The sequence below is a fragment of the Rhodococcus sp. IEGM 1366 genome (assembly GCF_033142425.1).
Classification (GTDB): Bacteria; Actinomycetota; Actinomycetes; order Mycobacteriales; family Mycobacteriaceae; genus Rhodococcus_F; species Rhodococcus_F globerula.
The window spans coordinates 1-25,650 of record NZ_JAWLRZ010000024.1 but is presented as its reverse complement, the minus strand read 5'-3'; the positions used below and the strand labels follow the sequence as shown (position 1 = coordinate 25,650).

General features: G+C 60.8%; 24 protein-coding genes. 10 read left to right on the top strand and 14 right to left on the bottom strand.

The window, feature by feature from the left end; all coding sequences use genetic code 11:
* The first annotated feature begins 424 nt into the window (after window positions 1-424).
* Genes R4P64_RS33680 through R4P64_RS33670 form a run of 3 tightly spaced genes read left to right on the top strand, consistent with a single transcriptional unit; the run spans window position 425 to window position 3,120 of the window.
* A complete protein-coding gene (locus tag R4P64_RS33680) occupies window positions 425-1,309 on the top strand; it encodes an NAD(P)-dependent oxidoreductase (RefSeq protein WP_051730822.1) in 885 nt (294 codons plus the stop codon).
* 51 nt (window positions 1,310-1,360) lie between these two features.
* Window positions 1,361-2,215, top strand: coding sequence for a sugar phosphate isomerase/epimerase family protein (locus R4P64_RS33675; protein WP_092803866.1), 855 nt, complete (start codon window positions 1,361-1,363; stop codon window positions 2,213-2,215).
* A gap of 56 nt (window positions 2,216-2,271) precedes the next feature.
* Window positions 2,272-3,120 (top strand): sugar phosphate isomerase/epimerase family protein, encoded by an 849-nt coding sequence (locus tag R4P64_RS33670; protein WP_175393545.1) that lies wholly within the window; start codon window positions 2,272-2,274, stop codon window positions 3,118-3,120.
* Window positions 3,121-3,343: 223 nt separating this feature from the next.
* On the opposite strand, the gene R4P64_RS33665 is transcribed toward R4P64_RS33670, so the two are convergent.
* A complete protein-coding gene (locus tag R4P64_RS33665) occupies window positions 3,344-4,966 on the bottom strand; it encodes a flavin-containing monooxygenase (protein WP_202026695.1) in 1,623 nt (540 codons plus the stop codon).
* A 190-nt stretch (window positions 4,967-5,156) separates the two neighbouring features.
* On the opposite strand from R4P64_RS33665, the gene R4P64_RS33660 reads away from it, so the two are divergent.
* Window positions 5,157-6,095 (top strand): SDR family NAD(P)-dependent oxidoreductase, encoded by a 939-nt coding sequence (locus R4P64_RS33660; RefSeq protein WP_092805076.1) that lies wholly within the window; start codon window positions 5,157-5,159, stop codon window positions 6,093-6,095.
* 81 nt (window positions 6,096-6,176) lie between these two features.
* Here the strand turns inward: R4P64_RS33660 and R4P64_RS33655 are convergent, their stop codons facing one another.
* Window positions 6,177-6,761, bottom strand: a complete 585-nt coding sequence (locus tag R4P64_RS33655; RefSeq protein ID WP_095887117.1) for an HtaA domain-containing protein — start codon at window positions 6,759-6,761, stop codon at window positions 6,177-6,179.
* A 4-nt stretch (window positions 6,762-6,765) separates the two neighbouring features.
* Entirely contained in the window at window positions 6,766-7,521 is a 756-nt protein-coding gene (locus R4P64_RS33650) for an SDR family oxidoreductase (RefSeq protein WP_092805078.1), read from the bottom strand.
* 233 nt (window positions 7,522-7,754) lie between these two features.
* On the opposite strand from R4P64_RS33650, the gene R4P64_RS33645 reads away from it, so the two are divergent.
* The 4 genes from R4P64_RS33645 (at window position 7,755) to R4P64_RS33630 (ending at window position 11,711) form a co-directional block, all read left to right on the top strand.
* Window positions 7,755-8,567 (top strand): IclR family transcriptional regulator, encoded by an 813-nt coding sequence (locus R4P64_RS33645; RefSeq protein ID WP_033237248.1) that lies wholly within the window; start codon window positions 7,755-7,757, stop codon window positions 8,565-8,567.
* Between the two features lie 211 nt (window positions 8,568-8,778).
* Window positions 8,779-10,008: an NAD(P)/FAD-dependent oxidoreductase gene (locus R4P64_RS33640; protein ID WP_116104798.1), complete on the top strand. Its 1,230-nt coding sequence runs from the start codon at window positions 8,779-8,781 to the stop codon at window positions 10,006-10,008.
* Between the two features lie 36 nt (window positions 10,009-10,044).
* A complete protein-coding gene (fdxA, locus tag R4P64_RS33635; protein WP_033237250.1) occupies window positions 10,045-10,368 on the top strand; it encodes a ferredoxin in 324 nt (107 codons plus the stop codon).
* A 2-nt stretch (window positions 10,369-10,370) separates the two neighbouring features.
* Window positions 10,371-11,711, top strand: coding sequence for an FAD-dependent oxidoreductase (locus tag R4P64_RS33630; RefSeq protein WP_287165373.1), 1,341 nt, complete (start codon window positions 10,371-10,373; stop codon window positions 11,709-11,711).
* 175 nt (window positions 11,712-11,886) lie between these two features.
* Here R4P64_RS33630 and R4P64_RS33625 read toward each other — a convergent pair whose 3' ends face one another.
* The 7 genes from R4P64_RS33625 to R4P64_RS33595 all read right to left on the bottom strand — a co-directional run bounded on the left by R4P64_RS33625 (window position 11,887) and on the right by R4P64_RS33595 (window position 18,896).
* On the bottom strand, window positions 11,887-13,107 hold the full coding sequence (locus tag R4P64_RS33625) for a CaiB/BaiF CoA transferase family protein (protein WP_245006136.1): 1,221 nt from the start codon (window positions 13,105-13,107) through the stop codon (window positions 11,887-11,889).
* Between the two features lie 5 nt (window positions 13,108-13,112).
* On the bottom strand, window positions 13,113-14,261 hold the full coding sequence (locus tag R4P64_RS33620; RefSeq protein WP_092805080.1) for a thiolase family protein: 1,149 nt from the start codon (window positions 14,259-14,261) through the stop codon (window positions 13,113-13,115).
* Entirely contained in the window at window positions 14,254-14,667 is a 414-nt protein-coding gene (locus tag R4P64_RS33615; protein WP_033237253.1) for a Zn-ribbon domain-containing OB-fold protein, read from the bottom strand. Before R4P64_RS33615 ends, R4P64_RS33620 begins: the two co-directional genes overlap by 8 nt.
* A complete protein-coding gene (locus R4P64_RS33610; RefSeq protein WP_202026694.1) occupies window positions 14,664-14,882 on the bottom strand; it encodes a ferredoxin in 219 nt (72 codons plus the stop codon). Before R4P64_RS33610 ends, R4P64_RS33615 begins: the two co-directional genes overlap by 4 nt.
* Window positions 14,879-16,168, bottom strand: coding sequence for a cytochrome P450 (locus tag R4P64_RS33605; protein ID WP_116104799.1), 1,290 nt, complete (start codon window positions 16,166-16,168; stop codon window positions 14,879-14,881). The genes R4P64_RS33610 and R4P64_RS33605 overlap by 4 nt, the downstream gene beginning before the upstream one ends.
* Window positions 16,169-16,409: 241 nt before the next feature.
* A complete protein-coding gene (locus R4P64_RS33600; protein ID WP_092803887.1) occupies window positions 16,410-17,900 on the bottom strand; it encodes an aldehyde dehydrogenase in 1,491 nt (496 codons plus the stop codon).
* 117 nt (window positions 17,901-18,017) lie between these two features.
* Window positions 18,018-18,896, bottom strand: a complete 879-nt coding sequence (locus R4P64_RS33595) for an SDR family oxidoreductase (protein WP_092803890.1) — start codon at window positions 18,894-18,896, stop codon at window positions 18,018-18,020.
* 1,179 nt (window positions 18,897-20,075) lie between these two features.
* On the opposite strand from R4P64_RS33595, the gene R4P64_RS33590 reads away from it, so the two are divergent.
* Window positions 20,076-21,245, top strand: coding sequence for a cytochrome P450 (locus R4P64_RS33590; protein WP_092803896.1), 1,170 nt, complete (start codon window positions 20,076-20,078; stop codon window positions 21,243-21,245).
* 2 nt (window positions 21,246-21,247) lie between these two features.
* Complete coding sequence (locus tag R4P64_RS33585) at window positions 21,248-21,457, top strand: ferredoxin (protein ID WP_092803899.1); 210 nt, start codon at window positions 21,248-21,250, stop codon at window positions 21,455-21,457.
* Between the two features lie 161 nt (window positions 21,458-21,618).
* On the opposite strand, the gene R4P64_RS33580 is transcribed toward R4P64_RS33585, so the two are convergent.
* From R4P64_RS33580 to R4P64_RS33565, 4 genes are all read right to left on the bottom strand, one after another.
* Window positions 21,619-22,380 (bottom strand): FadR/GntR family transcriptional regulator, encoded by a 762-nt coding sequence (locus R4P64_RS33580; protein ID WP_033237260.1) that lies wholly within the window; start codon window positions 22,378-22,380, stop codon window positions 21,619-21,621.
* A 287-nt stretch (window positions 22,381-22,667) separates the two neighbouring features.
* Entirely contained in the window at window positions 22,668-23,417 is a 750-nt protein-coding gene (locus tag R4P64_RS33575; RefSeq protein WP_033237261.1) for an SDR family NAD(P)-dependent oxidoreductase, read from the bottom strand.
* 76 nt (window positions 23,418-23,493) lie between these two features.
* Window positions 23,494-24,360: a mycofactocin-coupled SDR family oxidoreductase gene (locus tag R4P64_RS33570; RefSeq protein ID WP_317824522.1), complete on the bottom strand. Its 867-nt coding sequence runs from the start codon at window positions 24,358-24,360 to the stop codon at window positions 23,494-23,496.
* 105 nt (window positions 24,361-24,465) lie between these two features.
* Complete coding sequence (locus R4P64_RS33565) at window positions 24,466-25,311, bottom strand: NAD(P)-dependent oxidoreductase (RefSeq protein WP_033237262.1); 846 nt, start codon at window positions 25,309-25,311, stop codon at window positions 24,466-24,468.
* Between the last annotated feature and the right edge of the window lie 339 nt (window positions 25,312-25,650).

Here is a 25,650-nt window from a genome sequence, read left to right as displayed (position 1 = left end):
ATAGCACGCACTGTTGCCCACGTCACTACGGCATGTTCGAACCAAAATGTCGCGGCGGAAGTGCCATTGCGACAGCATGTCCCGGCACCGTTGCCTGAACTCCTATCGAGCATCACCCGTCAGCCACCTAGAAAAAGTGAACTGCTTCACCTTTAGCTTATGTAGTGATGCAAGCAACATGGTATGACTAGTTAACCTAATTTGCCTTCTCGAGTTGCCACAAATTCGAGATGACTGTCTCTCTCCGGCTTGCCGGATCCGCGATACGCGAGACACCTGAGCAACGACGGCGAGCCTTGCTCGGAACCGCTGGTCGAAGATCACCGGTCCGAGTTCACAAAGCACAGAGGAGATCGGACATGCAACAACTGAAGGCGAACGACCTGTCGGGCCCCGAATCCATGACTGTTGCATTGAGCCCGCGATGAAGATCGGATTCATCGGAGCGGGCAGAATGGGCGGGCCGATCGTCGAACGCTTGATCGCTGCCGGGAACGACGTCACTGTTCTGACTCGAGGATCCGAAACACGATCCACCGCAAAGGCCAAGGGGTGGAACACCTCCGACACAATCGAGCAAACAGTGCAGTCCGCCGAGTTGGTCATCAGCATCGTACTCAACGACGAGCAGGTGCAGGCCGCGCTGCTGGGATCGGGTGGCGCCGTCGCGGCCATGGCACCCGGTGCAATCCTGGTGCAGCACACCACCTGCGATCCCGACACAGCAGTCATGGTTGCCGACGCAGGGGCTGAACGGGGCGTGCACGTGCTTGACGCTGCCGTCTCCGGCAGCCCACAAGACACGGCTGCCGGTCGCCTCACGCTCTGGGTGGGAGGCGATGAATACGTACTCGACAGCGTCCGCCCCGTGCTCGAGTCCTATGGCTCCCCGGTGATGCACGTCGGTCCGATCGGTCATGGTCAGCGCGTCAAACTCGTCAACAATGCGCTCTTCGTCGCGCAGATCGGGCTCGCCGTCGACGCCGTGCGCCTCGCTGCGGCCGTCGGAATCGGTGAGGCAGAGATCCTGGCCGCCATCCAGCACGGCAGTGGCGACAGTCGAGCGCTGAGCAGCCTCGCCTGGATTGGGGTCGACGCCGTCGGCATCCGGCTCGCAGAGCTCATGCTCAAGGATGTAGATGTCATCCGGCAGATCGCCGACCGGACCGGAGCTGATCTGGGACTGATCGGAGAAGTGCTTTCCTCAGAGTTGGTCGAACGCGAAGTGCTGTACTCGGGCGCGCCGCCGAACCGCGAGCTCATCGAGCAGACACCACTGACCCCAGGCTCGATGAAGCCGTCGATGTGAACACCACGCGGCCGATACCGCCACGCTTGCCTGCGCTCTGGAAGGACACTCATGACTGAAATCGGAATCGAGTACCAAACCGTCCTAGGCCTACCACCAGTGGACTTCGTCCACCTGGCAGCAGATCTCGGCTGCCACCACATCTCGATGAAGGTGGCCGGCGGCGGCGGACCGTACAACCCATACGGCCACCCGGCGTATTCCATGCTCGACGACGTGGCTTTGCGTCGGCGTTTCATCGCAGCGATGCAGGATCGCGACGTGTCGATCTCACTGGGTGAAGGGTTTGTCGTCCAGCCGTTCCACGACCTTCGTGATGAAGATGCGAACCTGGATGTGATGGCCGAACTCGGGGTAACCCGGGTCAACGCCGTGACAATGGACCCTGACCTGCCGCGCAGCTTCGACCAACTGGCTACGTTCGTAGAGATGGCAGCCGGCCGAGGAATGACCACAACGATGGAATTCGCGAAGTCGCTCACCGTTCCCGACCTACCGACAGCGCTGCAGGCCGTCGGACACGTCGGCCGTCCGGACTTCAGTCTGCTCGTCGACACGATGCACTCCTCCCGATCCGGCCACGGCGCGGAAGATCTCATAATGCTCGACCACGAATATGTCGGCTACATCCAACTCAGCGACAACACACTCGCGCAGCGAAACCCGGTGTATCGGGACGACTCGATCGATCGTTGTGTTCCCGGTCAGGGTGAACTGCCGGTGGTGGAGATATTGGCAGCGCTTCCACCTGTCCCCGTGATCGGCGTCGAAGCTCCGATGCGGTCGTTGGCTGTTGCGGGCACCTCGGCGCAAGAGTGCGCGCGTCTTGCCGTCATCGGGGCGCGGAAGGTGCTTCACGCCGCCGACGAGATCCGGCGGGTGCGCGCTCTCGGTTGCCACACGTGACACCCGATCCCCGTTCCTGAAGCCGGGCGAGACCGGTCATGACAGAAGGCAGAACAATGAACACCAAGAGCGATTACAACACCGCCACGACCGACCGAGCGCACCCGCGAGTGTCCGTGAGCGGCCTGTGCTTCCCGACTCTGTCGGCGATCGACGCGATCGAGGCGATCGGCGAACTCGGCGTCTCGAAGACGTCCATGACGTCGGCAAAGATCCGGGAAAGTGGTGTTGACGCAGTCGCAACGGCGAGCCGCAGACACGGGGTCAGCATGGTCACGACCACCGCTCTCCTGCGCTTCGATCTGACGCCCGGCGCCGATATCGAGGGTCAGATCGACGGGGCGCGCGCCGACATCGACCAGGCGGCAGCGGTCGGTGCCGGCTCCGTCTACACCCTGACCGGACGCCGCGCCTTCGCCGACTGGGATGCCAATGCGGCCGCGTACGCCGAAGCCACGTCAGACCTCGTCCAGTACGCCGCCGACAAGGGCATCGCTGTAGCCGTAGAACCGACGAACTGGCTCTACGCCGACCTCAACTTCGTGCACAGCTTCCACGACGCACTCCTGCTGGGCGTGCGCACCGGAATGGGCGTGTGCCTCGACCTCTTCCATGTCTGGACCGAGGCCGAGTTACTCGACGACATCCGCAAGAACATCGAACTCGTCTCGCACGTCCAGCTCAGCAACATGAGTGCCGGCATGCGATCGCTGCCCTGCCGGGATGTCCCCGGCGCCGGGGACATCCCGATCCGGCACATCGTGAAGGAACTGCTGGACTCCGGGTACACGGGAACCTTCGACCTGGAACTCAGTGGTCCGAGTATCGACGATCGCGGACACCGAGAAGCTGCCACAGAGTCCGTCGCATGGCTCGGTGAACTACTGACCGAGCTGGGCGCCTAGCCGACCTCGTGGTCATCGACGGAATCCGCTGAGGGTCCGGACGAGTCCTCCGGGACCATGACTCTCCGATCACGTTGTTGCGGATCGATTTTCAGTTCCCGAATCGCCACGAGGATCGACGTCACGTTCCCTGGCTCGACGCCACGTGTGGGTCGGCACCTCCCGAAGGGGAGGCGCCGACTTTCCACGAGCCGAAAGGCCGGCACCACCGATCGCGTGATCGTCAGACGCCGACCCGAACCGAAGAGGAAAGTGCACCGCCGAAATCATGTGTGGCGGATACCCCGTCGAGGATCTCGTGTAGCTTTGCTCGCCCACCGGGGTTGAGCAGGAATTTGCGCGCCTTCCCTTCGACGTTCGCACCGTAGTAGTGACTGTGCTCGGCGGAGAAAATCGAGAGCGGTGCGAGAGTCTCGACCATCGTCATCCACGTTTCCTGGTGAGCTGCAGTCGGTTCGAACCGATCGAACCCGTGCTCACGCGCATAGATCAACGTCTTCATAATCCAATCGACCTGATCCTGCGAGTAGCGGGGGTAGTTGCCACCGCCTGCGCCGTGCGGACCGCCGGGGAAGAAGAAGTTCGGCATGTGGTGTGCACTGAACCCCCCGAAGTCGGACGGTCCGTCTACCCAATCCACGCTGAGGTCAAGGCCGCCATGGCCTTTCACGCCCATTCTCGTGAGGGCACCGGTTCCGAAATCGAATCCGGTCGCGTAGACGATGATGTCGTAATCGCGGTGCTGCTCGGTGGTTTCGATGCCCCTGGCATCGATGCGGACGATCGGTGTCTCCCGGAGCGCGACGAGCGAGGCGCTCGGCTTGTTGAACGACTCGAAATAGTCCGCGACAAAAGGCGGACGCTTCGCACCGAAGAGCTGATCCTTCGGAATGAGACGCTCGGCCGTTTCCGGGTCGTCTACGATCTTTCGGATCTTGTCCGCGAGAAATTCGCAAAACTCGAGATTGACCTCGCGATTCGTCGTCATGTCGTAATAATTCGCTGTCAACTTGGCGAAACCTGGACTCTTCCAGATCTTCTCGTAGAAGGCTTGCCTCTCCTCCGGCGAGTCGTCAGTCGAGAACTTTCCCGCCGGCTCATGCAGGAAGCCGGAAGGGCTCGTGTTCAAGACGGTGGCAATCTCGTCGAAGTTATCGCTGAGCCATTGCCACCGCTCATCCTCGATCGGCGCGTTATTCAGAGGCGTCGTCCACGTCGGCGTGCGCTGATAGAGGTCGACTGCTTCTACAACGTCGACAATCGCGGGCAGGAGCTGCGCGCCACTCGGCCCGTTGCCGATGATCGCGACGCGCTTGCCACTGAAGTCGAGCGGAGTGTGCGGCCACGCGCCGGTATGATGGGCCTCCCCCTGAAAGCTGTTCAGCCCGTCGATGTCCGGGTAGTTGGGAACCGAGAGACCGCCGGTTGCGGAGATGACCCAACGTGCGCGCAACGTGTCGCCCTGCGCAGTCGTCACGACCCACACGTTGTCGGCCTCATCCCACAGCGCGGAAACGACTCGCGCTCCGGTGCGGATATGTCGGCGCAGCTCGAAGCGATCCACGACATGGTTGAGGTAGCTCTCGATTTCGGGCTGCGTCGCGAACTCTTCCGACCAACGCCACTCGTCGAAGAGCTCCTTGGAGAAGATGTAACCGTAGGTGTAGCTCTCCGAATCGAATCGCGCTGCGGGGTAACGATTCCAGTACCACACCCCGCCGACGCCGTCGCCGGCCTCCAGCGTCACGGCACTGAAACCGGCTTCGACCGCCCGATAGAGAGCGTAGATGCCGACCACTCCGGCACCGATCACCAACACGTCAACGTCGGCTTTATCGTCAGACATCATCGCCATTCGACTTACTCCCATTCGATTCCGTCCATATTTCACTTGCCACTAGATAAGCACATCTGCTCAAAAGCTCCAAGCAATTCCTCGTATTCTCACATTTAACCTGGGTTTTCGAGCTAGCATGTGATCTCATTACATGAGCGATCATGGTGAAAATTTGGTCGATTCAGTTCAAAGGAGAATGATGAACGACAGCACTGACCTTCGATTCGACGGACGAGTCGCCATCGTGACCGGCGGGGGTCGTGGACTCGGCCGAGCCCATGCACTGCTTCTCGCATCACGCGGCGCAAAGGTGGTGGTCAACGACCTCGGCGGCTCGAAGGAGGGCGAAGGCAGCGATACCGGCCCCGCGAACGACGTGGTGCAGGAAATCAAAGCAGCCGGGGGGGACGCTGTCGCCGATATACACAACGTGGGAATCGAGGAAGACTGCCACTCGCTCGTCGACACCGCCATCCGCGAGTTCGGGCGGATCGACATCGTCGTGAACAACGCGGGCATCTCCCGCTGGGCTACATTCCCGGAGGCGGACGCCGACAACCTCGAACGCACACTCGATGTGCACTTGCGAGGTACGTGGCACACTACGCGCGCGGCGTGGCCTTACATGGAAAAGCAAGGGTACGGCCGCATCATCACGACGACGTCGACCGGCATGCTCGGCCTACCGGACAATCTCGCCTACGCGACAGCGAAGGGCGCGCTCATCGGATTCACCCGGAGCCTTGCAGTCTCGTCAGCTCCGAAGGGCATCCTCGTCAACTGCATCGCCCCCAACGCCATTACCCGGCCCAGCATTTCGGCGAAGAAGCCCAACATCGTCACCACCACCCCGACAGATCCGGCCATTCTGCAGGCAATGGAAACCGGACTGGTTTCTCCCATGGTTGCGTTCCTCGCACACGAATCGTGCCCAGTGAACGGAGAGATCCTGGTCGCCGGCGCCAAGCGGTTCTCCCGATGGTTCCTCGGCATCACGCCGGGCTGGATCTCTGACGGCGAGCCTGCAATCGAGGATGTCGTCGAGCACTGGGACGAGATCAACGATCAAGATGGATACTACGTACCTGCGAGCCTCAAAGACTGGACGTCGACGTTCATGGCACATCTCGGCAGATAACTCATCGGCCCGGCCACGGGTTCCTCAGCGCCGGTTGCCGCGAAGACCGGCACCGAGGAACCCGTAGCGGGGAAGTGACGGTCACGCGTCCAATTGGACTCGAATCCCCAGGGACGCCATGTCAGTGCCCTTGGGATAGACATTTCCCAACAGTTCCGCGCCGGCAGTCGCCAACTTTGTTGGAACCTCCTGCCAGACAAGCTCTTTCCACGAAAATTCTGGAGATGCGGCGTCGGTCACCACCATAGCAATGAGCTCATCGGCATCACCGCGAACATGAGTAGCGAGTACTCCACCGCCTGGGCCCACGACGAGTTCCGGGTCCACGATCAGAACGTCCAAAAGACCATGATGCGCAACAAAGTGGACAGAGCCGCCAAAGGACAATCGCCAGTCGTCACCCTCTTGGACTGCCCGTCGCAGCGGAAACGCGAATTGCCCGTCTTCACCCTCAGTGACTCCGCCGGCGATCGTGTACTCGCCCCGTGCAATCAGAGTGACGTACCTGACGAACGATTCCCGGATTGCCCATACGAGCCTTCCTGTCGCGGCCACGAACTGGTCCACAACCACCGCTTCCGCGGATTCCGGGGCACTGACCGGGAGTCCACCGTCTGCGTCGCTCCAGGTTTCGTTGGGGCTCAGGGGAATTTGTCTGTTCAGCATGTTCTCACCCGATGAACGATCCGCCGTTGACGCTGAGCGTCTGACCTGTCACGTACGAAGCACCTTCGGAAACAAGGTATGACACGGCATTCGCGATGTCTTGACCGGTACCCTCGCGACCGACCGGGATGTACTTTGCCATGTCCTCTGCCGAGGGAATGGTTCCTTCCTCCCGCTTCTTCTGCACGCTCGGTGTGTCGATCGACGACGGTGCCACAGTGTTGACCGTTACGCCGCTTTTCGCGAACTCGACGGCCAGCGCCTTCGTCAGCGCAATCTGGCCGCCCTTCGACGCGGCGTAGTGGGCCATCCTCGGAGCACCGCGCTGCGCGCTGGACGAAGAGATGAGAACCACACGGCCCCAACCTGCTTCGACGAGATCCGGGAGGCACGTCTGAACGACGTTGAATGTGCCCGTCAGATTGACCTCGAGGGTGTGATTCCACTGTTCGAGCGTCATGCCCAAGAACTCCTGCTGTCGGGCAATCGCTGCATTCGCAACGACGACCGCGATGGGGCCGAGATGCGCGCGGGCTGCCTCGACAGCGATGTCGACCTGTTCACGGTTCGCAACGTCGGCACGGTATCCCTTGGCCTCGCCGCCCGCCGCGGTAATGGCGTCAGCCGCAGCCTCAGCTGCGCCGTCTACGACGTCGAGGACAGCGATCTTGAAACCGTCATCGGCCAGTCGCTGGGCGATCGCCAACCCGATACCTGCTGCTCCGCCGGAGACGACTGCAACTCGACCAGAAACCGTCATCGCGTTCGCACTCCCTTGTTCGCGGCACTGCATGGAAACCACATCGCGTTTCAATCCCTCTCGCTGACAGCCTGGTGTCCGGTGCGCGACCCATCGCCTGAAGAGCCTGACGCGCCAACACGCATTGCGTTGAATAGAACGACCGTTCCATTGAAGCCCAAGGCTTAAGGCTCGCTTGCGCTACGGTCTGTTGTCAAGCCTCTTCGGAAGAATACGAGTGAAATGGATGTGCGATGACCAAGCTGACAGATGAGGCCGAACAAGAGCCAGGCAACGAAGGGCGTCGACGGCAGCCCCTCGCGCGTGGAATCGAAATACTCACATTCATGATCGAAAGCGAACACGACTCACATGGCGTGCGAGAACTCGCTGGTCACCTCGATGTAAGCCCGAGCACTGCCCATCGACTGGTGACAGACCTCGAGAAGCTCGGCTTGATGCGACGCGCAGAGAACGGCTCCTACCGACTCGGACTGGAGTTCTTGCGGCTCGCCTGGACAACGACGAACAAGTATCCACTGCAATATCTGTCGGCCGAGACACTCAACGAACTCATGGAGAAGTCGGGAGAATCCGCATTCTTCTCGCTGTACAGCGAACAACGCCACGAGATGATGTTCACCCTCACAGCCGATTCTTCACATCCGCTTCGCTACACACTCCCGATGCGGCAGTGGCTCCCATTGCACGCCGGCGCAAGCGGTCTCGCAATCCTCGCCTTTCTTCCCAAAGAGGTCCGACACGCAATCGTCCACGGCCGACTGACGGCTGCAACGAATCGAACGCTGACAGACCCCGATGAACTGCTCGCGCGACTGGACACCATCCGCCGCGACGGTTACTCGATCACGCACGGGGAACGTATCGAGGGGGCAATCGCGATAGCCGCGCCGATCTTCGGACGTTCCGAAACCGTGGTCGGCGCTGTTGGCATCACTCTTCCCGAAGCACGACTCAATGCGACGAATGCATCGACACTGGTAGCGCTTGTCCGCGAAGCTGCGGGGCGGCTAACCGAGCTGATCGCAGGAACGGAGGAGCGGTAACCCGCCCTCCCCCAGCTGAAGTCGTACGCTGCGGTAGTCCAACACAAGGTTGACAGTATCCCCTGTGCGGGTCGATACTTCTGTTGCGTTGTAGCGACCATGCGTTCCGTTAAACGGAACATAGCGCCAACGTGCAGTGCGCCCTCACCCGCTTGGGTCTCTGACAGATGGGCGGCTTCCGCGATCTGACACCATAGTAAGGACTTGAGCCATGACTGGATCCGACGCTCGGCGCCACATCCTTGTAGTCGGCGCATCGCTTGCAGGCACTCGCACTGCGCAATGCCTTCGCGCAAGCGGCTATTCGGGTCCGATAACTCTGGTCGGCGCCGAGGCTGATCTGCCCTACGATCGCCCGGCCCTGTCGAAAGGCTTACTCAGCTCAGAGTGGTCCGACGCTGCAGTGGAGGCGAACCGGCTCATCACCCGGCCGGAACTCGACGCCCTCGACATCGTTACGAGGCTCGGAACAGCGGCCACCGGCCTCGACACCACGACACGGACCGTCTCACTCGACGACGGCTCTACCGTCACCTACGACGTCCTTGTCATCGCCACCGGAGCTATCGCACGACCTTCGCCATGGCAGCCGACATCTGGAGTGTTCCAACTGCGCACTCTCGGCGAATCACGGGCCATTGCCGAGCGACTCAGCCTCCGCGAGGCTGTCGTTGTCGTCGGCGGAGGGTTTATCGGCACCGAAATCGCGTCTGCTGCAGTTAAACTCGGATGCCCGGTCACTGTCGTCGACCCAGTTCCCGAGCCGATGGAGCGACTCGTCGGACCCGAAATCGCGAGCGTCCTCGTCAACCTTCACCACCGCAACGGTGTAGAAACCAGATTCGGTGTCGGAGTTGCCGATATCCACGGTGAAGCCGGCTCCCTCACCGTAGTCCTGGATGACGGTACCCAACTCGAGGCATCGACGGCAGTCGTTGGAATCGGCTCCCTCCCCTCGACGGACTGGCTCCTCGGCTCCGGTCTCACTCTCGACAACGGTGTGCTGACCGACCGGCATCTCCGTGCGATCGGCTCAGACGACGTGTACGCCATCGGCGACGTCGCGCGCTGGCCGCATTCGGATCGAGGCATGGATGTGCGAGCCGAGCATTGGACGAACGCCAGTGATCAGGCCAGATTTGTCGCGAACGCGATCACCGGAGGCCTGGCCGAGGGGTACGACTCCTCGGACTACGTGTGGTCCGACCAATACGACTGGAAAGTGCACTCGGTCGGCCGCCGTGATCCGGCAGGCAGCTCGACAGTCTTCGGAGACCTCGAGGCGGGCGAGAGAGTCGCAGTCGTCCACGCCGACGAGACCGGAAGAGCATGTGGCGCTGTAACAGTGAACTGGGTGCGCGCCCTCAATCAAGCACGACGGGTTATCGCCGCAGGCGGCCCGACCGAAGAAATCGTCGACAAACTGCGGCAATGGGCCTAATTCATCCCAGCTGCAGAGGCAAGGAGAAAAGCCGTCATGGTCTACGTAGTCACAGAGGCGTGTGTTGACGTCCAGGACAAGAGTTGCATGCAGGAGTGCCCGGCCGATTGCATCTTCGAGGGAGGCCGGATGACGTACATCAATCCGGACCTGTGTATCGACTGCGGTGCCTGCGTACCGTCATGCCCGGTCGACGCAATCTTCTACGAAGCTGAGATCCCCGGCGATCAGGAGCATTACATCGGGGTGAACGAGCGATTCTTCGCAGAGACGACGACGCCGAAGAGCGGCCGCAAGGGCGGAAAGATCGACTACGACGTCGACCTGATCACCGCGCTGGCCCCGAGGGGAGGCAGCTGATCGTGAGCACATTCAGAATCGCAGTCGTAGGGTCGGGGCCGTCGGGTTCGTACTGCGCACAATTACTGTCCGAGGAATCGGATCAACCGATCGAAGTCGATGTCTTCGAACAACTTCCGGCTCCGTTTGGCCTCGTGCGCTACGGTGTCGCCCCTGACCATCCGAAGATCAAATCCATCACTATGTCGTTCTCCGAGGTATTCGAGGAAACACCGGGTGTGCGCTTGCTCGGGAACGTGCGAGTCGGTGTGGACATCACCTCGAGTGAACTTCGTAGCCACTACGACGGGGTGGTGTTCGCCTCCGGGGCCCCGCTCGACCGACGACTGGGTGTGCCGGGGGAAGACCTTGCAGGCGCACACGCGGTTCGCGACTTCGTATCCTGGTACGGCGGTCATCCGGATACGCCGTCGAACGCATTTGTACTCGACGGGCACCGAGCGGTCGTGATCGGTGTGGGAAACGTGGCACTCGACGCCGCACGCATGCTCGTGCGCACCACCGAGGACCTGCGTGCCACCGATGTACCCCAGCACATCGTCGAGGCGTTCACGGCGAGCACCTTTTCCGAAGTCGTCATCGTCGGGCGCCGAGGCCCCGCGTATGCGAAGTTCACCAACAAGGAGTTCATCGAGCTACTAGACCTCGAGAACTGCGACGTCATCATCGACCCTGACGATCTCGAACTCGATGCCGCACAACAGGAATACCTCGATTCCAACCCCGCTGCGACGCGCTTGTTCGCTTCATTCCGCAAAGCGGCGGAGCGTGGTGCGCTCGGCCGAAAGCACAGGATTCGCTTCGTGTTCGATCGCACTCCCGTCGAGTTCCTCGGCGAGGACGGATCAGTGTCGGGTGTCCGACTGGCGAAGACCAGCGATCCGACTGTCACGGAGACTCTCGATACCGAACTCGTTTTCCGCTCGGTCGGATACATGGGCAAAGCAGTGCCAGGCCTTCCGTTCGACACCGAGACCGCCACCGTTCCCCATCGCGATTCACGGGTGATCGACGGCGAAGAAGAAGTTCCCGGGGTGTACATCGCAGGATGGATCAAACGGGGGCCGACGGGAGTCGTAGGGACCAACCGCCGATGCGCCTTGGACACTGTCACGTCGATCCTCGAGGACATCGGCTCGAAGTCCTCGTCGGCCTCCGCCTCGACCGTCGTGGACGAACTACTTCGCTCTCGCGGCGTCCAGGTTGTCGACTGGGCGGCCTGGCGAAGGATCGACGAGGCTGAGCGCGCGGCAGGCGAATCGACGGGACGTGAGCGCGTGAAACTGCACGACCGCAACGAAATGCTGCAGTTCGCTGCCGACGACGTGATTCGACTCGGCTGATCGTAGCCACCGACCGGCCGTTCAACGGCCGGTCGGACGATTCACCACGGTTACATCGTCGTCCAACTCACGTTGCCCGGAAACGGCTTCGGCGAACCTGTAGATACGGCTGCATTCCACAACAGGTCTGCCCCTGCGGTAATAATCACCGCAGGGGCAGACCTGTTTCACCGTCTTACGTTGTGACGCTCACAGCCGACGGCACACCGACCACACCGTCTGTCACGAGTGCCGCTATCTCTTCGTCGGTGAGTCCCAATTCCGTCCTGAGAATGTCGTCCGAGTCCTCGCCGAGGGCGGGAGGATAGCCGGGCTCGACATCGGCGGTACCGACGAAACGGATTGGCATGGCGACGTTCTCGAACTCGACCGTTTCGTTCCCCACAGTCACGAGCGATCCGTCATCGGCTTCTCTCGCATCGTCAAGAGCTTCGAGCACGTTCTTCACTGGAGCTACCGGAACCGACGCCGCGGTGAGCAGGCCGACCCACTCTGCAGCCGGGCGCTCGGCGATCCTGGCCTCGAGAATATCCGACAGAGCTTCCCTGTTCTGCAAGCGTGTCGCAGCATCCACGAAACGCTCGTCGACAATCAACTCGTCGAGCCCGACAACACGGCAGAGATCTTCCCACATGCGTGGTGTATTGGCCGTGACGACGAACTCGCGGCCGTCGCCACCACGGAAGGAACGGTAGGTCGCGATCGAATCATGTGCTGCCCCTTGAGGACCGGGCGCAACTCCGTTGAGGTTGGTATACAGGGCTTGGTAGGACAGCATCGCCAGCTGTCCGCGGAGCATGGAAACATCGACGATTCTCCCGCGACCGGACTCTCCGCGAGCATGAAGAGCGCCGAGGATACCGATCACTGCGTATAGCCCGGCAACCACGTCACCGGCTGGTATTCCGAGCCGGGCTGCTGGGGAGCCCGCATGTCCATTCAGACTCATCACACCGCTGAGCGCCTGCACGACCATGTCGTAAGCCGGTCGGTCGCGCCACGGACCTTCCTGCCCGAATCCACTGATCGACGCCCAGATCAACGCGGGATGGTCCTCCACGATCTGCTCGGGCACGAGTCCGAGCCTGGTGGTGACTCCTGGCCGAAAGTTCTCGATCACAACGTCAGCTCCGGCGATCAGGTCTCTGACGACATCTCGTCCACGCGGCGACTTGAGATCGACTGCAATACTTCGCTTATTGCGATTGTTGGCAAGGTAATACGCACTGTCACCGTCAAGCTCCGGACCGACGATCGACCGACTGGAATCGCCGCCGAGCGCCTCGACCTTGATCACGTCTGCACCGAGGTCTCCGAGAAGCTGTGTTGCAGACGGACCGGAGAGAAAAGTCGTCAGATCGATGACCCGGATCCCCTCCAATGCGGGCCGTTCCACCGTGATCACACGCCCTCGAAGATATGGATCGTGCAGGCGCCGTGGTCCAGACCGGCCGTGCCACCACCGGTCACATGCGTCATCGCCCAGCGTGCGTCGTCGACCTGGCGTGCGCCGGCGTTGTCGGTCAGCTGCCAGAATGCCTCGGCGACCTGTGCCACGCCGCTGGCACCGACCGGATGTCCCTTCGAGAGGAGACCACCACTGGGGTTGACCACGACGTCTCCGCCGAAGGTAGTCTTTCCGTCGCGGAGAAGATCGATCGCACGTCCACGCTCGGCGAGGCCGAACGCCTCGTAATACACGAGTTCGGCGATGGAGAACGCGTCGTGCAGCTCGATCATGTCGAGGTCCTTGGGTCCGATCCCTGCCATCTCGTACGCGTCAGAAGCGGAATGCTGGCTGATCTCCGGCATCGTCATGTCGCGATACCCCTCCTTGACCTCGCCCGAGTGCAGAATCGAGGCCGCGACACGCATCCCCTTCGGTGTGTTCAGACGGTTGCGAGCGCGCTCCGACACGAGTACGACGACGGCTGCACCGTCGCCGGTCGGGCAGCACATCATGAGTGTGAGTGGATCGGCGATCGGACGTGCGCCGAGCACCTCGTCGACTGTCACCTCACTGCGGAACTGTGCGAAGGGATTGAGCGCCCCGTGCTTGCGCGCTTTCACACTGACAAGTGCGAGATCCTCGACCGTCGCTTCGGTTTCGTGGAGGTACCGCGTCGCACGCATCGCGTAGACGGCCGGCATCACGATGCCTTGCTTCACCTCTCGATCCTCGGGAGACAACGGAAGGGTCCCTCCGCCGAACTGGGTCAGTTTTTCGACTCCGACCACGACTGCGACGTCGACAAGCCCTTGTGAGATTGCCGTCCAAGCCTCGTGGATAGCCGTCGCACCGCTCGAGCATGCGTTGTCGACATTGACGGTGGGCACCGTCCCGAGGCCGATTTCCTTACAGATCCGTTGTCCGGTCATCATGCCGCCGAAAGAGTGTCCGACGTAGACCGCGTCAACGTCCGACTTCTCTATCCCCGCTCCGCGAAGGGCGTCGACGAGCGGTGCGACGGCGAGTCCGACATACGACGATGTGCGGTGTTTGCCGAACGGGATCATGGCCGCCGAAACGACAAAGACTTCTTCAGTCATCGGATTCTCCTCCATTCACACCGGATACCGGAGCGAAGAACCAATTGGAGCCATCCACGCCGAGTTCTACCTGCAGTCCGGGTTGCAATGACTTCCCGTTCTCACGGATATCGGCGAGTGTTCGAACATCACCCTCTAGGTCGACGTAGCCCAGGATGCGGACACCGTCGCCGCCGACATGCAGCCGAGTGAAGGTGTACAGCGAACCACTCGTCGGGAGCTCGATGCGACTCACCTCTGTGCTGACACAGGCACTGCAGACCACGCGGACGCCGATCATGGCGCGCCCACAGCGATCACATTTCGTGCCGACAAGCCGCGGCCCACCAGGAAAGGACCCGAGGAGGCCGTCACTGTCCAGATCGGCAATCGGTCGAGAGACCGTCGCCTCGGTCGTAGTTGTCATTGGGTATCGACTCCTTCTGCTCCAGCTGCACGAACGATGGAACGCGTCGGGCAGACGTCGATCGCCTGCTGAATGTTGTCGTGGTCGTCACCGTGATCGTCGATGACCACGGCGATGCTCATCTCGTCGAGGTCGAAGGTGGCCGGCGCATAGAACGTGCACTGCCCCGACCCCATGCACCGATCACGGTCGATGGTCAGTTCGCCCGATATCACGCGTCCGCCTGGGTGAATTCGAGATAGAGATGGGTATGCCCGCGGAACTTGTAGCTGCGGATGAGTTTCCATTCGCGTTCCCCTACGGGTCCGTGATACTGCTCGTTGATACGAATACTCTTGGTACGCTGCAGAATTCGCTGTATTGAGAAGACCGCCTCGGCGCGCGCAAGCGGCGCTCCCGGGCAGGTGTGGATACCGCGGCCGAATGCCAGGTGCTGCCGCGCGTTCGCGCGCTCAACCTGGAACTCGCCGGGGTTTTCAAAGACCTTCGGGTCGCGACCGGAAGCCCCGTTGATCAACATGATGACGGTGCCAGGTGCGAGGTCGAGGCCCCCGATACTTGTCGGCCTCTTGGTGAGCCGGAACGATCCCTTGATGGGCGCCTCGACGCGAAGGGCCTCTTCGATGAATTTCGGAATGAGTGACGAGTCGGCGCGCAACCGGTCCTGCAGTTCGGCGTCCTCGGCGATCCGCTGCATGGCGATGCCCAGGAGCTGGACGGTTGTCTCCTGCCCTGCCGCGAAGAGGTTGGAGGCGATCCGTGCGACCTCGATCGGCTCGGGAAGCGAACCATCCGGGAAGGTCGCAAGCGCCATTCCCGTGAGGACATCCTCTTGCGGTGTCTTCCGACGGTCCTCGATCTTGGCCACGAAGTAGTCGTACAGCGTCTCGAGGCCACCGTGGTGAACCGCTTGGAGTTCGAGATTTCCCAATACGGGCGCCGGCACGGAGGCCAGGAGGTCGAGGAGCATCGAGTGCTCTTCCTCCGGCATACCGAGCAGGTCAGCGACCGCGAGAACTGTGTACTTCTTCGCATAGTCCCAGATGAATTCACAGTTTCCGCGAGGGATGAGTTCGTCCAGGTAACGGTCGGCGGTGTCCTTGAGGAACTGCTCGTTCTCCTTGAGCCGCTTGGGCGTGATCAACCCCATCAAGATCGCGCGGTGATCCGTGTGAAGTGGTGGGTCGAAAGTGACGAGTTGATCGTTCGACGAGAAATATTCGCGGTGCTTCTCGAGGATCTCACTGATGTCGTCGCCGACGATTTCGAAGGGGAGGTCGACCACGGGGCCACCGGTGCGGTTGATCGACGAGTACACGTCGGGCTGGTGGTAGACCTGCAGCGCTTCTTCATAGCCGGTCACGATCACGACGCCGTACTTCGGCTCGCGGAATACCGGATGATTCGCCAGCATGTAATCGAAGTAGGGCTCCGCCTCCGCCGCGATGTCAGCATCGGTGAAGAAATCGGTCTCTCTGGGGTTGATCTCGACGCCAGTCATCTTTCGTCAATTTCCTTTCTTTGCGCGACCCGTACTTGCTCTGGTAGCAGGCTGAAGCACTGCCGAGTTCGTAGTAATTGATCGAGGCCGCCGCACCGTGCTCGTTAAGTTTCGTCAGCGGGATCGCCTGTATCGCAAACGCAACGACCAGATTCGATTCCCACTGGTCAGAGGTCAGGCACAGTTCCGGGCAGATGCGATATCCCGGCCTGCACGCAGCAGTCCGGGATATCGCGGCTGTTCATCGGAATTGCGCGGGAGCTCCGTCTAGCAGCACCGTCTTGGACTCCAGGTAGGGCAGGAGGCCCTGAAGGCCACCTTCCCGCCCGACGCCCGACTGCTTGAAGCCGCCATATCCCATCCTGGTGTCCGTCTTGAATCCGTTGTGCCCTACCGTGCCCGAACGAAGTCGACGTGCGACCTGGTAGGCACGGTCCACATCATTCGTGAAGACAGCTGAGTTGAGTCCATATGGCGTGTCATTCGCCAATGCGATTGCGTGCTCTTCGTTCTCGGCCGGGATCACCGACAGAACTGGCCCGAAGATCTCCTCCTGCGCGATGGTGGACCTGTTGTCGACATTCGAGAACACTGTCGGCTCCACGAAGAAGCCACGGTCGAGGTGCGCGGGACGGTTGCCGCCCGTCACGAGCGTCGCGCCCTCGTTCTGGGCAGTGTTGATGTAGCCCAGAACCCTCTCCTGCTGCCTGGCCAGGGCAAGCGGACCGAGCTGCGTCTGCGGGTCGAAGGGATCTCCGACCCGTACCGCTCCGAAGACCGAACCCAGCGCCTCGGCGAACTCGTCGTGGCGCGACTTCGTGACGATGACGCGGGTGAGCGACATGCACACCTGGCCGTTCAATGACGTCTCCTGCGCAGCGATCGCAGCAGCTGCTGTGGCGAGGTCGTAGTCGTCAAGGATGACCGCGGCCGACTTGCCGCCGAGTTCGAGGGTGTATCGAGCCAGACGCGCTCCACACGTTGCACCGATTTGACGTCCCACAGCACTCGAACCGGTGAAAGCGATCTTGTCGATCCGCGGGTCGGCAACAAGCTGCTCGGAAACCCCGCGGTATCCGTTCACGACGTTCAGCACGCCTGGCGGCAGGCCGATCTCCTCCGCGACCTCGGCGAGAATGTACAGCTCACCCGGCGCTTCCGGCGGGGCTTTGAGGACCATCGTGCAGCCTGCGAGAAGAGCCGGCGCGACCTTGTACGCGGCGAGAGAGAGTGGCGTGTTCCAGGGAACGATCGCCCCGACGACGCCGACCGGCTCGTTGACGACCGCACCGAACGCGGAGAACTCGGGCGTATCCTGCGTCGCCCACGGGTAGTTGGCGGCAAGGTCGGCGTAATACTCGAAGAGCGCGGGCACGCGGCTGAGCGCGCCGACAGACATACCGAAGATGACTCCGGCCTGACGTGTCCAGAATGTGCCAGCCTCTTGAGTGCGGGCACGCAGGCCGGCGGCCATCTTCCGGAGGTACTCAGCTCGCTCCGCGGGTTCGAGGAATGGCCACGGAGAGTTATCGAAAGCGTTGCGCGCCGCGGCAATTGCCGCGTCCATGTCTTCGGGACCGGTCTCGGCTACGCGGTAGAACGTTTCCTCCGTCGTGGCATCGACAATGTCGATACTGGACGGATTGGCCGGAAGTTGCCACACGCCGTTGATGTACAGACGATCCGGATGCTTCAGATTGATTGCGGTGTCGCGAATGTCCAGGACGGTCACAGAAGTCTCCTTGGTTCAAGTTGGTAGATCTCGGGGAGCGAGTGCCCCTGACGCCGGGTGTTCGATGAACAATCCCGGCTCAGTTACCCGAGTTCGCGTGCTCGTTCTCGGCTGGAGTTACGCACTCGGCTGCTGCGAGAGGACGCCGCGAAGAGTCCACCCGAGCCGATCCGGCGCCAGCCCTGCGATCTGTAGCGCGTTCATGCCGAAGTCGACGGAGGTGTGCGTTCCCGACACGTAGCTCGCTAGGTCGCTACCGAGGAACGCGAGCACTTTCGCCATCTCTACCGACTCTGCAAGACGCCCGGCCGGCCCGAGGTCAGCTTCGACGGCATCCTGACCGCCCTTCATCTCAGCGAATTCGGGCAGCATCCCCGAGATCGTCATGGCGGGGAGAACGGCGTTGATCCTGATTTTGCGCAGGCTTGCGAGCGGAGCGACCTGCTCCGCGACCCAGAAGTTGAGCAGACGCTTCGACATGATGTAGCCGAGCGATCCGGGAACACTGCCGAACTCCGCTTCGAACTTCTCAACCGTCTGTACGAGGTCATTCCAGTTGTCGCCGCGGGTGAAGAGCTCCAATTCTTCACGCACTGCAGGGGTTTCCCAACGGACCCCACCATTTGACGTTACGAAGACGAGAGAACCGTTCTCCGTGATGCGATCAGCAAGGTAGGTGTCGGTGACGTACTTGTTCGCGATGAAGTTGACGGTGAGTGTCTCCAGGAAGCTGTTGTGAACACCGGAAACTCCCGCGACCCCGAAGAAGACATCGATCTGCAGTGGCAACTGTGCAAATGCCGCATCGATCGAGTCCTTGTTCCCGAGGTCCGCGATGATGGACTTCGTAACGCCGGCAACCGGAGGCTCCACTCGATCCAGTGCATACACATTCGCACCGAGATCAACCAAGATCTCGGTGAGCGCCTTCCCCATACCCGACGCGGCACCGGTGACGACGGCAGTCTTTCCGGCATATCCGAAGTAATCGTTCACTTAATTGCTCCTTGGTGTGTTGTGGACGGGACATGCAGGAGGCATCGGCCTCTGGCACCGCCGTCCGTTGCATTTCGGATTCACAGCGCTAGCGGAATTCGGTGGGGCCATGTCGCCCCCCTCTGCGACGGAAGGCGTGGCGTACCTGATACCGCAGATCCGACATAGTTGAATGTCCCTACCGAGGCAAGAATCCCTGAAAATGATTTTTGGACAACGGAATACACGTTGACTGCCCCACTCGCAAGGCTGGGCACGGCAGAGTGCACCACTGTGAACACGAACGAGCAGACTGCCAACATCAATATGGCAATCCTCGAGCCGAGTGGGCGCCGACAATCCATTTCGGTCGGCACGAGTGTCGTCATGTCTTGTCACTCTCACATCGAGGTCTGCGGCGAAGGAACAATGCGTGTGGGAGTTGCCGGGGCCTCAACGAAACAGCTCGCTTCGACCGGGTGTGCTCCGTTTCGGTATGCACAGGACTGAGCTATGGCGGAGTCACCACACTCAAACTCTGTTCGCTTTAACGGAACACCTGATCCGTACAACAGTAACAGTGTGCTGTACGACACCATTGGTGTCAATCGTCGCCCTGATAACAGACCTAGTGGTCACTGCACGATCATTCGTCAGCGAACAATGCCATTCGACCGATACGCGATCCCGCCACAGGGAAACCCACAGACGCTTCGCCGACACCCTTGCCCGAAAATGCAGCACACGCCGCCCACACCCGCGCTGGGAGATAACTTGGGAGCCAGGAGTTTACAGCTCGAACAAGGCAACTCCCGCTGCCCGCGACACTCAACTCGACCCTGCAGTTCGGTATGCGCATATTCCCGGTGAACCACGCCGGGCGGGATACACCTGCGCCAGAAAGTCAGAGCTACAACAACATTGACAAGGCATGCCTACGTGGATTCACTCCACCCCGGACGCAAGCAGTGCACCCGCAGCACCCTGCAGACCTGATCGTCTGCATTGGTCATCGCATGACGTTCGCTGGCCTTTTCACGTGAAACTACGAAAGTGCAACGCGGGCAATTCAGATGAGTTGCCTCATGGTCTAGACGCACGGCACTAATCGTGACTAAACTCTCGAAAATAAGCACTCCACCTCAAAAGTAGGAGGCGCTCATTCACGCCCCGCGCTGTTCGCCGATCAAGGGAGATCTCATGGCTACCGCAGCCTTCTCGACGCAACGCATGGATCCGTACAGTCCCCCGCCCGAGCACCTGCGACTGCAGGAAGTCGAGCCGGTCAGCCAAGTTGGCTGGCAGAATGACGGCAAAATCTGGGCGATTACGAAGCATGCAGACGTTCGTGCCGTTCTGAGCGACAGCCGGTTCAGTTCGGATCGGACATTGCCCGGCCACCCGACAAATCTCGGATACGCTCCGGGTAACAAGCTCAAGCAGTTGATCGAGATGGACCCCCCGGAGCACACAGAGGCTCGAGGTCGTGTAATGGGGGAGTTCACCTTGAAGAAGATCAGTGCTATGCGTCCGCGCATCACCGAAATCGTCGACCAAGCCCTCGACGCGATGCTGCTGGGGAAGTCCGAGGCTGACCTCGTGGAAGCACTCGCACTCCCGGTACCGTCAGTTGTGATCGCCGAACTGCTCGGCGCACCGTACGAGGACCACGACTTCTTCCAGAAAAACAGCTCTGCTTTCGCCGATCCTCATGCATCCTCCGAAGTGCGCATGGAAGCGATGGGTCGACTCAAGGGATATATTGCCGATCTTGTGAATTCCCGCGTGGAAAATCCGGGCGACGACATCCTGAGTCGACAACTTGCGGCCGGAGCGAACCCGGAGGACCTGACCGGCCTCGGAGTCCTCCTGCTCATCGCCGGACACGAGACGACCGCCAACATGATCTCCCTCAGTATCGCAACGCTGCTGGACAAGCCCGAACTCCTTCAACAACTACGCGATAATCCAGAGCTCATCCCGGGCGCTGTGGAAGAACTGCTGCGCTACTTCACGATCGCCGAGATCGGTGGTCTGCGTCTGTCGACCGACGACATCGAGATCGGCGGTACGTTGATCCGGTCAGGCGAGGCAGTGTTCGCGGTATGCAATACCGCCAACCGCGACCCGGAGGTGTTCCCCGAGCCGAACAAGATCGACTTCACCCGAGGAGCGCGTAATCACGTCGCTTTCGGTTTCGGTCCACATCAGTGTCTTGGACAGAATCTCGCTCGATTGGAGCTCGAAGTCGTTCTCTCCGCAGTCATCCGTCGGATTCCGACACTGCGTCTCGCCATTCCGTTCGGGGAAATTCCATTCAAGGAATACGGTCCCACCTATGGAATCTTCACGCTCCCGGTTGCGTGGTGACGATGCTGATTGTTGCCAACCAAAGCTCGTGCATAGGGTCTGGGCAGTGCGTATTCACCGATCCCGACACGTTCGACCAGGACGACAACGGGGTGGTGGTCGTGCTTCGTTCGGAGCCGGCGGCCGACGACGAAGTGGCGCTGGCCAAGCAGGCTGTTGACGTTTGCCCGAGTCGCGCGCTCTCGCTTGTGGCAAGAAAGACTCCTGTGTGAGCCAGGGGGCACACAGGCATCGGAGACCACAACCTCTGCGAACCTCCGTCCGTCGGAGTGGACTGGTTCGGCACTGAAGAGTTACTCACTGCAAACGAAACTGCGGTTTCCCCCTCACCTGCAACGAGGGGGAAACCGCAGATCTGGCCGAGGCCGCAAGCTCAATCGAACAGGCTGATGATCGAATCTCGTTCGCGATTGCGATAAACGACTTCCGCAGCACCGTAGAGGTGCGCTCTCCAGTGCTTTTCCGCCGCAGCCGCGTTTCCTGCTTCGACCAATCGGACCAATTTCTCGTAGTCCGCGATCACACCGGGAATGTACGACGTGTCCGCAACCGCATCGGGATCTGCTCGACGTTGGATACTCACGACGCGATGAGCTCCGAGTACGTCCGCCAATGACTTGGATTGCGCCTCGAGTGTCTTGTTCCGGCAATGCAGCGCGATGAGATTGTGGAAGTCTCCGGTGAGCGATACCCAGCGCGCAAAGTCCGCTCCAGTATCGACGCCTGCCTCCCACACTCGATACTGCTCTCGGACGCAGGCCGTCAACTCCTCCAAGCCTTCTCGGGTGCAGCGCTCTGCCAGCAATCGCACGCAGATGGCACCGAACTCCGCTCGCGCTTCGAGCAGATCCGCAAGAGTTGCACCGCGAGTCTGCAAGTACAGTCCGATATGCCTGGACGCAACGCTTAGGTCAGGTAAGCGCACCTGAGGTCCGCCTCGAGCTCCGGTCAGTACCGTGATCAAGCCCTCGCTTTCGAGAATACGAAAGGCCTCACGAAGCGTCGGCCGAGAGACGCCCAGATCTTCGACCATCCGTTTCTCCGTTGGAAGCATACCGCCGGGGAGAATCTCGCCTCGAACGATCTGTCCGCGCAGACGATCAGCAATTCGCTCCGAAGCCTTGGGTACACGCACGCTCGAATGCGTGGCCCCTCCCCCAAATTGAGAGTGCACGCCTTCACCGATCCTCTCCCCGTCACTGACATGACAACTCTAGCCCGCCTGGTTGGAATTACCTGATGTCCGTACCAGTGCATCATCGATCCCATCGACGAGTTTCTGCCAAAGGTTCTTCGAACTCGAAATCCAAGGCCGGACACCGTCGCCGCCTGCCGAACGCGGACTCACTGAGGCCCATCACATTACGTGCGACGTGCCGCAGTCGGTCCGAGACGCACGAGCACATGGCGGGCGGGGCGCTACTAGCCGATCATCATCAATCCACCGTCAACCGCAAGTAGTTGACCCGTGATGAATTTCGCCGCGTCACTCGACAGGAATGCCAACACCGGCCCCAGGTCCGACACCGGATTGCCCAGCTTGCCCCCAAGGGGAATTACCATCTTCAACTGCTGCTCGTACTGCTTGATCGCCTCCGGACTCATGGTGCCGAGCCTGCGGTCGGCGCCCGGCGTCTGGACAGCCGGCGCGAGCGCATTGACTGTCACGCCATCCGCACCCCACATTTTGGCCACCGACCGCGTCCACGAATGCACCGCAGCCTTCGCTGCCGCATAGGTCGCCGAGACCGGGCTTCCCGAAACTCCTTCGCTGGAGCCGAAGTTGATGATCTGGCCGCCGGATTCTTTCATCACTTCGTACGCAGCCTGATTTGCGAAGACCGTTGAACTGAAATTGACGTCGATCATGGTTCGGATGTTCTCTGCGTCGATGTGTCCCGGCGCGCCCAGTTGCCAACTGCCTGCCGCATGGATCAGTACGTCGAGACCGCCCAACGCTGCGACTGCTTTTGCCACGGCTTGTTGCACCGACGACTGATCAGTCACGTCACACCGAATCCAGGTTGCTGCCGACTCGGTATCGGGTTCGGTGTTGTGGAAGGTGCCCACCACCCGAGCCCCGGATGCAGCGAGCACTTGCACTGCAGCCGCTCCGATTCCGGTGGCGGCACCGGTAATCAATACACGCCTGTTTTCGAGAGACAGGTCCACTTCGTTCTCCTCCACGCTGCCGTAATTCTGACGCCGCCCGCCACGATTCAAGTAAAATTGAGCTTTACTGACTAATTCAGGCAGGGGCGCCGGAGGACGTGCTGACCAACAAAGCCCCGGCGTCGACCTTGAGCTGCTGACCGGTCACGTACCGCGCTGCATCCGAAGCCAGGTAATACACAGCCTCACTGATGTCACGCGGATCGATCGTGACGACCGGAAGTTGGTGTGCGATACCGAATGCGGGCTCGGCGTCCTCCCGAGTCGGGTTGGGTAGATCCGGACGGAACACCTTGTACATAGCGTCGTTCTGAAGCATGGGAGTGTCGATGTTTCCGGGATGCACTGCGTTGACCCGGATCGACAGCGGGGCGAACTGCAAGGCTGCGTCGTGGACGAATCGCGCCACACCCCGCTTCGCGTACGCGTATCCCGCGGCACCGGGGCCGGCCTCAGGACTGGTCATCGTCTGGGACATCATCGCTGCCATCGATCCGGTACAGATTATCGATGCACCCGCACGTAGATAGGGGAACGCGGCTTCGACGGTGTTGACAACACCGACCAGATCCACCGATACCGTGTCGAGGAAAGCCGACGCGGCGACGTCCGGACCGAGTGGGCAGATACCTGCGTTCGCTACGACCACATCGATACGTCCGAACTCGTCGTAACCGGCATGGGCCGCGGCGATGAGTGCGGAGCGATCACGTACATCTGCAATGCGCGGCAGAACCCGGCGACCGAGTGCGGTGATCAGCCGAGTCGTCTCGTCCAAATCAGACTCAGTGGCCATGGTATGCGTTGCGGATTCGATCTGTGCACAGATGTCGATCGCAATGATGTCGGCGCCTTCCTCGGCCAACTTGACCGCATGACTACGGCCTTGACCCTGACCTGCACCTGTAACGAAAGCTACTCGACCCGACAAACTTCCGGCCATTTCCGACTCCTTCTCCACGTATTCGTTCAAGCTGATTTCGAGATCCCACATAGTGCAGTGGCCGACCCTCGCAGATGCGGTGTCATCGCCGGCGCCTAGCTATCCTCAAGCCCGCGACTTCTCGAGTCCGTCGGCCTGTACGCGGTCGTCGAGGTCCATCGGTCCGCGTTCGGCCGCGGCAAGAAGATCCTCGATATCGATCCCCAGATCCGCGGTGACAGTCCTGACGGAGGCAAGGTCCTTTCGCAGATAGCGGGGCAATCGGGCGCTGTAGGTCTGTGCATCCTGTTCGGACGCAGCGACGTAACGCGCGGCAGTGCTGCCTCCGCTACTTACAGCAAGTACGTCGAGAAGCTTGTTCTCATCCAATCCGAGGGATCGTCCTGCGGCAAGGGCCGAAAGCGTAAGTTGAGAACACGCTGCGAACAGAGCATTGTTCAGTAGCTTTGCGGCCAGCGCTGTACCCAACGGACCGGTCCGGTGAATATTCGACGCATACGCCGCAACAACGCCGGCTGCAACATCGACAGCATCGTCGTCGCCCGCAAGCAGCACTGTCAATTCCCCACGACGAATATCCTCAGGCTTCCCACTGAAGGGCGCCTCCACCACTGATACCCCACCCTTGTGCCCGATGTCGCGGAGTCGCTGGATCATCAACGGACTCCCCGTCGTGTGTGAGATGAACAGGGATCCCGGACTCATCTTCTCGATGATCGGCGTGCACTCCTGGAGTACGTGCGCATCACTGAACAGGCAGGTGACCACTACCGGAGCAGCCGCTAGCTCCTCCTGATGCGCCGCAATAATTGCGCCACGTCCGGCCAACCTATCCCGAACCTCCACGCGTCGGGCATAGACGGCCGTGCGTCGGCCCGTAGCGAGGAACTTCTCGACCATCGGTTCGCCGATCTGGCCGGCCCCGATGAATCCGATATCAGGCAGAGTCATTCATTTGCTCCATTGTTCGAGGACAGTCCGTGCCGCACGTGTCAGCGTCGCCGAGTCAACGCAGATGGGCGACAATCTTCGCTGCACTCACGGCAGACACGCAGGTAGGACTGAGGGCGAATGTGCCGTCGTCCGGCATCTCGAATTGATCGGAATCCAGGCGGCTGAACTAGTAATAAGTGAACTAGTTCTACCATGTGTCCTCCATCACGGCAAAGGATCGATAGCATTCCCGCCACGGGTCGAGATCGAGTGTACGAAGTTGCTGGATAGTGCAACTGACTACTACCGATCCACAGGGTGGAATTCAGTAGTGACGTGGGCAACAGTGCATGCTAC